Source organism: Bradyrhizobium sp. CCBAU 11434 (genome assembly GCF_028128895.1).
Lineage (GTDB): Bacteria > Pseudomonadota > Alphaproteobacteria > Rhizobiales > Xanthobacteraceae > Bradyrhizobium > Bradyrhizobium zhengyangense.
In genome coordinates, this window is record NZ_LBJX01000090.1 from 103,708 (window position 1) to 116,625 (window position 12,918).

Consider the following 12,918-nt stretch of genomic DNA (forward strand, 5'->3'; position numbering starts at 1 on the left):
TCATGCTGTTCGGGTCTTACGAGCAGCTTATTGGGTTTCTGGCGCAGCCCTGTTATGGGTTTCATCCTCAAAATTGCTTCTATTGCCCACCGTCGTCGCCCCACGTGAGGTGATGGGAAGCACTGCACGATCACCACTGGTCGGCATCACAGCGTGATTGCCTAACAAGTCGCCAGGATCATTGATCATGACCGCGAGGTTATTCCGGACTGAGCAGCCAAGGGTCGGATTGAACGAATTCTCGTTCACCGTAGGACCGACGATGGAGAGCGAGGGGCAGACCGGAGGATGAGCTTCGAAAGTGATCGCTTCGACCCTCACCCCGGAACGAGCCGGCAGATCCACACGAGAAGCGGACAGGAGGATGTTGTAGTTCGCAACACCCATGGCGCGAGCCTCGTCGGCCACCTGTGCGATGAGTCTGGGTGAGCCGATGACACTCACATGGAGGGCATCCCGCCGGCCGCGACTGGTCGCTGCAATAAAGCTTCGCAGTCGATGCCGTTCGGGGCCACGAAGGCTCCGCAGGAACAGCACGCTACTCTTCTGCTCGACCTGGATCTCTTGGTCAGCCGGCGCGGGCTGGATCGAGGCGGTATTTGCGCAGCCACCCATTGTTGCCGCAATAAAGATCGGGTAGCACAGATGTCGCAATGTCATTTGACGACCCTCATTCGATAATAAAGCCGGCGTTGCCGGTCAGTCCTGGTGCGCTGGCGCGAGGCGCATCGCGCTCTCGTGGCGGCCGGGCCACCGTGTTCGTCAAAATCCGCCCCGCGTCTGAGGGCGGCGAGATGCGGTCGCTTGGTGCACTGGTCTTGTTCGGGCTCGATGCGGGCCGCACGATGTAGGGCGTGACAATAATGACCAGTTCGGTTTCACGTTTTTGAAACGATGAGGAGCGAAAAAGCGCTCCGAGGATCGGCACATCGCCGAGCCAGGGAAACTCGCCGATATCAGTGTTGAAGTTGCGCCTGATGAGGCCGCCGATTGCAAAGCTCTGACCGCTGGCGAGCTCGACCACGGTGCTCGCCCGCCGAGTCGAGAGGGCAGGGACCGCCATGCCATTGATTTTGACTTCGCCTTCGCTCGACAGTTCGCTGACTTCGGGCTTCACACGGACATTGATCTGATTATTGTTGAGAACCGTCGGAACGAACTCGAGGCTCACGCCGAACTGGCGAAATTGGACCGAAACCTGCCGGTTATCCTGCATCACCGGAATAGGGAATTCGCCGCCGGCGAGGAAGCTTGCGGCTTCGCCGGACATTGCCGTCAGATTCGGCTCAGCCAGGATTGAGGCGAGGTGCTCGCTTGCGAGAGCGTCCAGAACAGCGCTCAAGTTGGTGTTGCCGGCGCTAAACCCAATCCCGATCGTGCCGCCGCCGCCGGCTGCGCCGGACCCTCCCCCTTTGCCGGTGACAAGGAAAGCGCCGTTTGGGCTCGAGGCAGTGAAGTTGATGTTGAGATCCTTGACCGCGCTGCGGGAGACCTCTGCCACCCGGACGCTGAGATTCACCTGTAATGAGCCGGCGACCTGGACCTTGTTGACAACCAGCGCGCCAGCCCCAAGAAACTGCTCAGTGACCTTCCTGGCGGTCTCGACGACCTCGGCATTAGGCGCCGTACCGCTAAGGATCGCGCCGCGCGGGGTATAGCTGACCTGAATCGGATAGTCGCCGACCTCGGCCTTCAGCGCGGCCCGCAGATCCTCGATCGGTTGGGTGACGACAACACGCAGCTCGGCGAGAGCCTCTCCGTTGTCGTTTAAGGCGAACAGGCTAGTCCGTCCCGACTTTTTGCCAAACACGAAAATCGTGGTGTTCGACGGCGCCTGATAATCCGCAATGGCCGGGTCGGCAATAAAAATGCTCGCAGCCGGTCCGGTCAGATGAACTGTCTTGCCCTGTGAGGAGGTAAGATTGAGCGTGCCGGTGGTGCTGCCAGGCGCGGCCCGTGGCGGTTCTCCTTTGCCATCTCGCTTTGCCTGCGCTGCGACAGCAAGCGGAAGTAGCAGAGCAACCGCGCACAGGGCGTAGCAGAGGCGGAGAAAAGCGGCATAATGCGAGCCGCTGGCGACTATCGACGGCCCAGCAGCGCCGGCGTCATTGTTCATGTAGTACAAGGAAGTGCTGCTCTCAAGTTCGATCGGCTAGGCAGCCGATGCTGCGCCAATGAGTTCAAGGGTGTAACCGACACCGCGCGCGGTCTTGATCCTGAGCGTTGCACCCGCCTGGCTCAAATGCGCGCGTAAGCGATAAATCCCGACTTCCAGCGCATTGGTCGAGACCTCGTCGTCAAATGCATACAAGCTATCTTCGAGCGAGGCGCGCGGCACGGTACGGCCAGCGCGGTTGAGCAGATGTTCAAGAATGCACACTTCGCGGCGCGCAATTCTTAGTATTCGACCACCGACAGAGACTTGTCTCGCGATTGGATCGAAATGCAGATTCCCGAATGTCACCACCGGCGCCGTCATTTGCGTTGACCGTCGCAAAATAGCTCGCATGCGAGCAATGAGTTCGTCGATAGACACGGGCTTTGGCAGAAAATCATCCGCGCCCGCATTGAAAATTGCGATCCGCCGGCTGAGATCATTGAGACTGCTCATCATCATGGCCGGCATTGATCGTCCCTCGCGCCGCAACTGCTTCAGCCAGTCCAATCCGTCTCCATCTGGCAAAACCGAGTCGAGCAGGACCATGTGGTAGTTCGCGCAATCGAGCGCGGCCGACGCTTCATCCAGCGTACGCGTCACGTCGACGGCGAACCCACAATTTATGAGCGTTTCCTTCACGGCGCGGCCAAAGTCCGCATGCTGATCAACCAGGAGAATTCGCATTCATCGCCTCTCGTCCATCCTCGCTAGGACTTAAGCGTGTCACGCTTGACCATGAGATTCGGCGGAACCCAGAGGCTGCCGCTTTGGCGTGAAATCGAAAAGCCGTAAACGACACGCAAGGGCTTGTTGGCAGGCGACCCATATCTGCGCGTCCATCGTCATGGGATAGGTGGAGGCCTGCGGCGGATCGCTTGCGCGGGCGGCGCGGATCAAAATCTGCCTTACGCCGGCAAGAGCTCCGCCATCTCTCACGAGGCTGAGAGTCCTGGCCGCGCGCTGATGCATCTGTAGGCCGAGCATAGCGGTTCCTGCATGGGCTACGCGAGCGCCTGCACTAGCGATAGCATCAAACCGCCCCACCGAACTGAAAGCGCAGGCGAGAGCGGCTGTATTCGCCGCCGAACAGACTTGCATTGGAAACTCCCCAATTCGTCTTCATCCGCGGTCAGTCCTGCAAGGCCGTTGAGCCCGTAGTGTCGCCCGGTCACGACAACGCAAGTTTTCCACGTTTGAAGACACTCCACCCGCTATGCATCGGTCAATGGGCTGGAAAAGGCCGAGATGCGCGACGAAATGATCAACACGCCTTATCGGCGGGATAGACATCCTCTTGCTAGCCGGTGATAGCCAAGCAAGATGTCAACTTCCCGAAGTTCGGTCGCTCCGGAAAAGTTATCCGCCGCTGTCGAGCAAATACTGCCAACGGAGGACAAATTAAGTCCGGCGTTGCCGTCGTGCATTGTCTGAGGTGGTTACGCCGGCTCCGTTTCGTCAGACGGGGTGAATGGCGCAAGAATGATCTAATCTCGAACCTGGACTCGGCCTGTGGTCGGCATAGACGAAAGAGCGATTGTCCGCGTTGTTCTCGCGCGCTGGATCCTAGTCTGGCTGCGAGGAGGGCGCGGCGTCCTGCGCTCACAGAGCAGATGGACGACGCAAGCTCTGAAGGGGAGCAGTCGAGTAGTGTGACGAGGCGGATCGGCCGAGCGTTGAGGCTTTGAGACGTTCGCAAGTGTTGCTACCTGTCAGGAAGAGTTCACGCGAGCGGATTCTGTCGCGAGACTGTCGGAAATCCTACAATCTGACGCTGGGTAAGATTCAAGTGCCTTTAAAGGCTACTTGTAGCGGTGCCCTCAAATCGGAATCGTTGTGGGCAAACGGCGACACAGTTCGGCCATGCCGTCGACCTGCGCGTGACGGTCGGTCTCGCTCTTTCCTACGTCGTGGGCATTTGTCCGCCCAGTTGAGAGTAGCGCCAGAAACCCCTTTGACCTGCGCGAAGAGGCAGTCGTTCTTATCAAGCTTTGCGTAAGCCATGACGCCAGGATCGGGCGATCCGATCCGCCTCATACGTGGCAATTTCGCGGGAAGACCATGGCGAGCCGCGGGATGCTTCCACGCGACGACGGGAGCTAACGGCCGAGATGCAGACGGCCGATCGTGCGAGCAAAGTTGTGCGGCAAGGGACTGAGGAGAGAATCGATTGCCAGACGTCATCGTGAATGCGGCCTCCATACATTGCGATCGACTATGGGGCTTTTAGGTGTGCTCGGCAAAATCGATTGTTTTGATGGAACGCATCCAGGGGGCGGATCGGCCGTACTGCAACAGCGCCGCTTGCTGCGGACGAGTGAATACCAGATGCGAACACGGCCGAAGCACCTGTTGACCGCGCGGCAGGCCGATCTAGCTAAGGCGGGGGATCGTTCAGCGGCTTACCTCATCAAAGCCGCCCGTCAGCCGGGAGGGGCGGCTAACAAATTGATGCCGGGCGGTGTCACAACGCATCCAAGATGCAAGAATGCTCCAACGAGCGGGCAGGGAGAGAGGATGATCCGGCGTCCTCCGGACCGTCGGAGGTGCGTCTTCCGTCGCAGCCTCAGCTGCTGTACCGCTCGATCGGCGAGTTGATCGTGCCATCGGTGATGTCGCCATTATGCTCAAGCTGTTATGCGTGAGGCGGAGCTGGTGCGCCGTTTTCCAGTTCCCCCTTGGGCGGTGTTTTGGTGCTTGAACGCCAGCGAACCCGCCAAATAGCGTAGTCGACAGACCGTCTACTCATTACTCTCGCGCTTGTAGGGATTTGCCTCGTTAGCGGTCCGGTAGCGTTCCAAATTGCCGCCCAGGAACAGGCGCTCGGTTTCTCGGGTTGGCGTTCTACCCACTGAGCACATTAAATCGACGTCCCCATCGATGTTGTCCTGATCTTCGGCATTCATTCCAAGCGCAATGCTACTCAGCACGTCGTCGGGCGTCCAGATAGTGGACTTCGGTACGGTGTAGGTGTGCAGCGCGTCCGCGTTGTTGGCGATCGCTCTTGCCCAAGGATCGCGAGAAACGACGAGTTTTGTCGGATCCTCGACCAACGATACGAAGGGCGATGCTGTCGTCTTCCCGCGCATATGCCAACCAGCTTGGCGGGCTCGGTCCATGGGATACCGCTCCAGAGGATCTCCAACGGAAGAATGATCCCGAGCCGTGTTGCGGACATGAGATATTGCACTCGTGTTTTCTTCCGAGTGCGGCTTGCAATCAGCGTCCTGATTTTGAAAACGCCGCAGTATGACATATGACGACCCCGCCACGTCGTCGAATACGCGATCTCGATCAATGGCCGCGTCGGTCGGCGATGACCAACGTGCTGCTTGTTGAGCGGCAAGTTCGATCTCGTTCCGAAGTGCTTCAAGAGTGGCACCTGTCAGTGTTGCGGCAAGCAGAGCGCGCGCACTGACGTATGATGAGGCTAGATAACGACTGGGTTCCGAGGTCGCCTCTTTTGGCACAGATGAGGGCGCGGCGCTCGCGGAATCTGCCGCTAAGGAGACTGACTCCGAGGTTGGGTAGAGCGAATCCAAGCCATCTAGCGCCACGTCATTCAGCTGCTGCTCAAAACTTGCTTGGTCTTCTGAACTTGTCGGTGCGCTGGTTTGGGCGCTAAGCTCGTCCTGCTGTCGACCGACGTGGTGCGGCGGCTGAACCTCAAAGGAATTGTCTGCGGCATTCCGTGGATCAACATTCATCTCTCTCTCTCCCTTCGAAGTGCCGGCTGTCGGAGTGGATTGTTGCAGGTGCAGCTTTCGAGAAGCTGACGGAGCAAAAACAGGCCATTTAAGTCTAATCGCTGCCTTGTCGCTTCTGGCACTGCTGATTCGATCAGGCTGAGATCGGGTTTCTCGACCACTCCGCCACGTTCGCCCCACCACCTCGTTGCGGACGCCTCGCTTTGAGCAGACAGTCCTTTGCCGACGAAGATGGACAAGCAAGCGCATGCGGCTGATTGATTCAGTCTTTCGAAGAGTATCTGCTTGTGCAGATGTGACGGCTGCATTTTCTCGCTCTTTAGGCCCCTAATGGACCAGCGCGAGCGCTCGTCGTTTTGTGGTCTCCAAGCGGCCGCCGCCAAACAAATCGTTCTAGTCGAGGCCCGCGAGGCGAACCTCTCTCCCAGAAACCTCACCTACGAGGTTGTGATGTCGGAATAGCCGTCACAACGACTTGCGCCTGATTGCGGCAGGCTGTTTTTGTAGAGGCGCGAGCGCGCTTGCTGAAAGTACGTCAAGCAACTTGCGAGCGCGACATCCTGAAAAACGTAAGCTGTGGGACTTATCGAGGGAGAAGAGCATATGAAGATTACCGGCAAAGGACTGACGATCCTGTTGTCCGTGCTTTCGGTCGCGAGCGTTAGCGCGCTGGCGAGAGCGGATGAGCCATCGCCGAAATACACCGACGTGCTCAATGCCCTGCAGGCGGGGAAGAATGTGAAGCTCATACTGGACATGAGCCACTGTAACCCCGCGGAGGGCGTCAAACCTGCATCGGCGACGCAGGCCGGTCTGGTTATCAATGCATTCAGGGTGACGGTCCAGAACGGAATCAGCTTCTCCAATGCTCACCAAACGGTCGACAGCTCTGGACATGCCGTGACCGAGTACATCCGCCATAGCCTTAGCCGCGAAGGCAAGCTGACGGTGCGAGCCTCGAAGCTTGTTGTCGGAACTACCGAGCTTGTGAACCAGGGCGAATTCATCTGCGAACTGCCGGATGGCGCAAAGTTCATCTGGTAACGAAGAGCACAGAGAAGAGGGGCGATCCGAAGAGTTGATCCGTTAATCGTGTAGAGACCTTCGCACTATGACACGATCCTTCAATCTCAGGAACGCTCAGAGTTGCTCTTGCCGTCTTTTCGTCTGGGAAGGATCGAGTTGCGCCAACTTGCTGCTGTTTGACCAGCGTAGGGCACGAGGGCCGTCGATCTCCATTCGTCTCAGCGATTGGAGATCGACGGTTCGGGCTATCGTCGTATGGGTGGAGCCCCGGCTTCTCAGTCGAACGCTCCAGATGAGCCCGGCAAGGTACGTCCCCACGCCCTCCGCGGTCCTGTTGGGCAGTGTATTTACAAGCCGGTCAAGCGGCGGCCTCGCGATGATTTCGCTCGACCCTCGGCAACCCCAGGATGAGTTGGTATCTCTCAGCTCGCGGCTTTTGGGGTTCTTTCACTTGAACCTTCCGTGCTGCCGAATGCAGCCGCGAAGTGATTGAACCATCCCCGCTTAAGATCATGCTGCGAATGGCCGCCACGGGGGGCTCACCGCCTCATTTGTTCTTCGACGCGGTTCGGATTTCCGAAAATATGCGACGTGGGTTACGGGAGCTTGAGGGGCGCCCAAGGTGCCGACAGCATATCGTTCAGCCAAATTGCGGCCAATGAAAGAGAAGAACGCGGCCACCGGGTAGGCTTTCAGCCGTGTAGGGCTCGCCATGGATCAAAAAGCGGGTCATGGGGACGCCCCGGCTCGGCAGAAGGCCAAGGTTTTGGAGCATGTCAATCACGAGAGGCGAAGCCTCTCGTGGGCCGTGCCTCCAATCGTGGCCGAAGAAATCTCCGAGTTCAGGCACTTGCGGGAGCGGGTGATGGCCCGAGACGGGCGCGGCGGACGGCAGTTGGAGGTTTGGCGCCTGCAATTCGAACCAGGAGGGCCGATCAAGCCCAGATGCGAGGCCGTCGTAGGTATGCGGGGGAGCCATCGGCTTCACCGACGCAGCTTCACTCCTCGAAGCGAACCTTGGGTGATGGATGAGTTGAACGTCATTGGATCCTCTTGGCCCCAGCACGGCCGTATAGCGTTCGCCCCCAATCTCATAGTTCATGAACGGATATTCCGCATTAGGCAAGAAGCCCCACTTGCCCAGCTCAGAAAGCATGATGTCGGGAGCTAGCTGGGTGCGATGGGAAAAATCGTTGGGCACTGCGAATGAATCGTCAAATGTATCGCCAACAGCAGGAGAGCGTAGATGGATGAGCTGAAGATCGGTACGCCCACGCGGTCCTAACACGCCCGTATAGCGTTCACCGTGAATGTCGTAGGTCTTTACCCGCTGTGCTGCATCCGGCATCTGACCCCAGCGGCTGAGCTTGGAGCGCATCATGTCCGGTGCGGGCTGGGTGCCATGGGAAAAACCTTCGGTAATGGCCAAGGAGGCGTCAAAGCTCTCGCCGGCTGTCTCCCCATCTTGATTCATCGTCCGTCCAAAGTCTTTTTCAGAGGCGGGGCCCTGCGGCCGTGAGCTGGGCTGCCAAATCACGGCATCGAAAGGATCCGCTCCGCCGGTGCTATAGGTTGTCGCCTCCATTGCCGCCCATAACTTCGATGCCTCCAGATCGAAAGCAGGCGCAAGTCTCGATTCGCGGCATCGAAAAGCTCTTCCTGGGCGACACTTTGCACGTGCGAATGGGTGACTGAACCAGCTGTTGGCCAACGCACCGGTGCATCGTAGAATGTCGTCGGTAAGCCCTCGCGATAAGCAGCGACATCTTGGACGGGCGGGTAGGCGACCGAACTCATGCTCGGCCAAAGCACCGGTGCATTAACTGGCGGCAGGCCCTCGCGATCGGCGGCATCAAAAAGCGCTCCTGGGCGAAACTCTGCAGGGGCGAGGGGGCGGTGGCACGCATTCCCTGCCAAAGTACCGGCGCATCGACGCTGGAAGGTGGAGGCACATCGTTTTGGCGCACAGCGTCTAAAAGCATATCCTGTGCAACACGCCGCGCGGGAGAACGAGTGGTCAAACCCGTTCCCTCCCAAAACTGCTGAGCATTGAAATCGCCCGCCGGCGATGAGTCGTCCGCGTTCCCCAAAAGGCCGCTCACGTTCGAGAAGCTGGACGGGCAAATCGGCGACCGGCTGCATTGACTGGCGCTGAGGCGCCCCCGTAAGTCGGCGAGTTGTCGCGCCCCGCGATACGACGGTAGTCATTCAGCCTGTTCAACGCGTAGATGAGTTTTTTGTCCTTCGGAAACAAAGCATCGGCATGGCCGAGCAGCGCTTTGTGGCTGAGCTTTGCAATGGACAAGGGGCGCAGTGCTGCGGCTAGCTTGCGAAGATTGCTAGCGTTACTTCCGGCGGTTTTTGCGTCCATTGCTCGACCAAAGCCCGCCTAGGTAGCCTCTCTGATGAGGTTGGCGTCTTCCTTCGAGGGACGATAATGTGTTCTAAGGGGCGGAGCGGTATCGGTTGGCTCCCGGTACCTACTCACCATTGATAACGCAGAGAAGATGACCTTGTCTTCTGGCAGTAGCTTCTTGGCGCGCTCGAGCAGCGTGTCGTTATCGAGCTCAGCAATCGATGACCAGACTGCTTCAGCAGCTCAGCCAATTTGCGAAGCCGACGGTCATACATTTCGATGGTAATCGCCTTTGGCGGTGGGCCTCGGTCAAGGGCAGCACCAGACGCTGCTTGGATGAGGCGATCGTCTTGTTCGGTGATGTCATAAAGCCCGCTATGGGAATATACCGGGCCGAGCTGCCGCACCTCTCGCAAGTGTTGCTCGAACACCGTTTGCGGTTCTTTGGGCTGTTCAACCGTGGTACCTGACGCAGCGGAATCTTTATGCGCTGGGTTGATAGCGTTGTATCGATCCATGCTGCAGTCCGCTGGCTTCGTTTCCTCGTTCTTTCGCTACTCACGTTAGCTTTCCAAAATCTGACCTGGCCGGGCGGCAAGTTAGAATGAATATTGGTAGACAAGTGCCGTTTCGAACCCCTCGACGAGCGCGGGCAAAGGTAAAGACGGTCCAGGCTTCGGCTGAAATTGTTCCAGGTGCGATACGCGGCCAGCTCCCCCCGATGGCCAGCTCGGGGGGAGCACTATAGACGGAGCGAAAGCTGCTTTCGATTTTCCGAGCATCGGAAACAGCCAAGTTACGTTGCTAAGCCACCCTCAATCTTCTTTCCCTAACTTTCTGTAGGGATTCGATGCGCTAGCGGTCCAATAGTCATCCAGATTCCCGCCCAAAAACAGTACCTCGCGCTCCTCAGTTGGGGTATCGCTCACCCAGGCCAGATTGGGTTCATCATCCTCAGTTCCGTCCTCAAGAATACTGACGATCTCCTCGGCCGTCCAAGCGGTGATCCTCGGCACCGTGTACGTGTGCAACCCATTCGCATTTTTCGCGATCACTTTGGCGCCATACTCGTTGTCGTCGTCCGGCGAGAGGAGCAGTCGTGAGGCCTCCTCCGAAAGCGACACGAAGGGCGAAGAACTGGTGTCGCCCCTCATGTGTTCTGCCGCTGCGCGACCCAGATCAAGTCGTTGGCCTCCCCAGATATTCCAGGGGGCGGCCTTGAAACGCGAAGCCGCCATGAAACGCAAATGGGCCATTGCGCTTTGATTGGCCAACCCGCGCGGCTTGCAATGGCTGGGGTGGTTTTGAAAGCGCTGCAGCTCCGCGTATGAGGATGCCAACACGTCGTCGTAAACGCGGCTACTATCCACGCCGCCGGCCGACGGTTCAGTCGCTCCTGACCACGGTCTTGATGTCTGCGCAGCGAATTCGATGTCTCTTCTGAGTTCCGCAATGTTCGCGCAGGTCAGCGTTGCGGCGAGTTGAGCGCGCGCTTTTACAAAGGATGCGGCTGTGCACCGTTCGTTCTGCGGGATAAGGTCCGCTCTCCTATTGCCATCCGTTGCAGTTCGGGTTGATCCAGCCCCGGATGAAGCTGGTGCTGGGAGGACTGGCCGATGCTCTCCAAGCCGCAGCTCAAAGTCTGATTGCGCAGTCTCTTCCTGTTGCGGCTCGACGTAACTGATGCGAGCCGCGGACGGGTTGACGTTGTCAAATGGGTCCATTCCCTTCTCCCATTGGTTGCCTTGTCAATGTCATTCGAGCAAAGTTGGGTCCGATAAGGGTCAGAGGCCGGGCCGGGCGCAAATCTCGATAAAATTGCAGCGGATATGGTGCTCGGGTCCGTATGTTGAGGGCGTACGGATCGGGCTGACTCAGGATCCAGGTCCTTCCCTTGCGGTCATGAGCCATCAAGTGGGCCTGCTAGTCCGGATAGAGATATTGCTATGATACAGGGCTTAGCTGTCGAATAGCTGACCAGGCACGTTGGTTGAAGTACATTTCGGGCCCTTGCCGCTGTGTGGGCGAGCCTGTTGTTCATTGCAGAGTTGAGTTTGGCGAGATGAACCCTTCGCCCCCGCCCAGCTCCACGGCAGCGCGATGTGAATGGTCCGGGAGAAGCAGTTCGCGAAAGCGCTGCAATCGGTGAGCTTGCGCTGCGTGGATAAATCTATCTGGGCTAGCTTGCATTGTGCGCGAGCTGATGTCGTTGGTTCGTCGAGATGCTAGCTCTGATCCGAGTAGCCGATGCCGCAGCCATTGGGCTCGTGATTGCGCCGGCGTGAAGCTCATTGTGCTCTGTTTGGACTGCTGATTGGGGCGAGGAGTCGCGCGGGCCTCCCGGAGGCTGGTCGCAAAACACCGGCATTAGGTAGCAAACTCACCAAGCCACGGCAGGCGGCGCCGCCGCCAGCCTAGCTACCGATCGTGCAGGCACCTGCACGGAGGCTGCGATGAATGAGTTTGTGCTTAACGGGTTGGTAAAGCGCCGGGCCGAGTTAGCTGGCGACATAGAGCGGACCCACTAAGCCTTGCGGAAGATGGTCTTGGACCTAGCGGCATTGGACGCCACTATTGTCCAATTCGATCCTGATTTTCAGGTCGAGACAATCAAGCCAAAGGCCTTCGGGCCGCCGAAGGATTGAAGCAACCGGGGCGAGATGTCCCGGATTGTTCGCAGCATCCTCCGCCAAGCCGCAGAGCCGCTTATTGTTCTCACGCCAAGCCATCTCGCTGGCATAGGCCGACAAATAGGAGCCGGCAACGTGGTGATGGATGCCAATCTCGACGCGGCGTAGGCGCGAGCAAAAGGACTCCGCTTGGTTAGTGCAAGCCTCACCATCTGAATAGGCTTCGATGTGATTGATCCGCTTCGTCAGGAAGCGAGCACGCAGCGCATCCCAATGGGCGGCTTCGTCAGCGTGTACCGTACTGGCCGGACTGCACGGTGCGCGCGATCGTCACAACGGCGGCTTCCTCAGACTTGAAGACGAAGAGCAGCGTCAAGCCGCCGCGCTCACGCATGATGACCACAACGAGGCGCTTGCTGGTCCGGTTTTCGGTTAAGGGGCGGTCGCGGCGGCTTGCCTTGTTATTCGCCGGACGCGCGTGGCCGCCGAAGAAAGCCCATCAACTTCCACCGGCCTCTGATGCCATCGCTTCGCGGAGCTTATGAGCAAGACTAAGGCTGTCTTGTACTGGCAATCCAGATCGCGGCTGAGCTGGAGCGCGCTGTGGCCCTTCGCGCCGTTGGCGAAGATCGCAATAGCCAAGAGATAGTCGCGGATTGAGAGCTTACGGCTGGCGGGCGTGGTGCAGAACCATGCAGCCTCGAAGCGTCGAAGCATCTACAATCTAGAATGTTTCATCGCATTATTAGATGGTGGGCCTGGCGGCGCCTTATTGATCGGATGTCACTTTGCAACGCGGCAGCAAGCGGTCGACCAATCATGTCGCGCCAAAACTGCCGCTTGTTCTCGAACACATCGAGACATCTCTCTCGCTTCGCGCCGGCGCTGCCAATTGCAGTCGCTGCAATTACACAGCGCGTGTTCGGCGAGCCTGACCAGAAAGCGTCTTGAGGTAAGCGATGGAAAAGGTAAACATCGTAATAGAAGAGGATGCCAACAGACGATAGTAGATTGAAATACTCAACTATTGCGTTTGCATGGTCT

The 12,918-nt window shown here is 58.3% G+C and carries 9 protein-coding genes and 1 pseudogene; 1 reads left to right on the forward strand and 9 read right to left on the reverse strand.

Going from position 1 to position 12,918, the window contains the following annotated elements:
* Positions 1 to 27: 27 nt before the first annotated feature.
* The 4 genes from XI06_RS22205 to XI06_RS22220 all read right to left on the reverse strand — a co-directional run bounded on the left by XI06_RS22205 (position 28) and on the right by XI06_RS22220 (position 5,862).
* Positions 28 to 660, reverse strand: coding sequence for a CpaD family pilus assembly lipoprotein (locus XI06_RS22205; RefSeq protein ID WP_271606495.1), 633 nt, complete (start codon positions 658 to 660; stop codon positions 28 to 30).
* A gap of 10 nt (positions 661 to 670) precedes the next feature.
* Positions 671 to 2,116: a type II and III secretion system protein family protein gene (locus XI06_RS22210; RefSeq protein ID WP_271606529.1), complete on the reverse strand. Its 1,446-nt coding sequence runs from the start codon at positions 2,114 to 2,116 to the stop codon at positions 671 to 673.
* 36 nt (positions 2,117 to 2,152) lie between these two features.
* Positions 2,153 to 2,842 (reverse strand): response regulator, encoded by a 690-nt coding sequence (locus XI06_RS22215; RefSeq protein WP_271606496.1) that lies wholly within the window; start codon positions 2,840 to 2,842, stop codon positions 2,153 to 2,155.
* Positions 2,843 to 4,896: 2,054 nt separating this feature from the next.
* A complete protein-coding gene (locus XI06_RS22220; RefSeq protein ID WP_271606497.1) occupies positions 4,897 to 5,862 on the reverse strand; it encodes a hypothetical protein in 966 nt (321 codons plus the stop codon).
* 603 nt (positions 5,863 to 6,465) lie between these two features.
* Between XI06_RS22220 and XI06_RS22225 the strand changes: the two genes are divergently transcribed.
* The gene (locus tag XI06_RS22225; RefSeq protein WP_271606498.1) at positions 6,466 to 6,906 is read left to right on the forward strand and encodes a VirK family protein; all 441 of its coding nucleotides are present in this window, start codon (positions 6,466 to 6,468) and stop codon (positions 6,904 to 6,906) included.
* A gap of 622 nt (positions 6,907 to 7,528) precedes the next feature.
* On the opposite strand, the gene XI06_RS22230 is transcribed toward XI06_RS22225, so the two are convergent.
* The 5 genes and pseudogenes from XI06_RS22230 to XI06_RS22250 all read right to left on the reverse strand — a co-directional run.
* Positions 7,529 to 8,473 carry a hypothetical protein gene (locus XI06_RS22230; RefSeq protein WP_271606499.1) on the reverse strand — a complete coding sequence of 315 codons (945 nt, stop codon included), beginning with the start codon at positions 8,471 to 8,473 and terminating at the stop codon, positions 7,529 to 7,531.
* Positions 8,474 to 8,986: 513 nt separating this feature from the next.
* Complete coding sequence (locus XI06_RS22235; protein ID WP_271606500.1) at positions 8,987 to 9,259, reverse strand: hypothetical protein; 273 nt, start codon at positions 9,257 to 9,259, stop codon at positions 8,987 to 8,989.
* A 113-nt stretch (positions 9,260 to 9,372) separates the two neighbouring features.
* The gene (locus XI06_RS22240) at positions 9,373 to 9,762 is read right to left on the reverse strand and encodes a hypothetical protein (RefSeq protein WP_271606501.1); all 390 of its coding nucleotides are present in this window, start codon (positions 9,760 to 9,762) and stop codon (positions 9,373 to 9,375) included.
* A gap of 297 nt (positions 9,763 to 10,059) precedes the next feature.
* Entirely contained in the window at positions 10,060 to 10,968 is a 909-nt protein-coding gene (locus XI06_RS22245) for a hypothetical protein (RefSeq protein WP_271606502.1), read from the reverse strand.
* Between the two features lie 828 nt (positions 10,969 to 11,796).
* Positions 11,797 to 12,549, reverse strand: a pseudogene (locus XI06_RS22250) (IS1595 family transposase); the annotation flags it as partial.
* Positions 12,550 to 12,918: the final 369 nt, after the last annotated feature.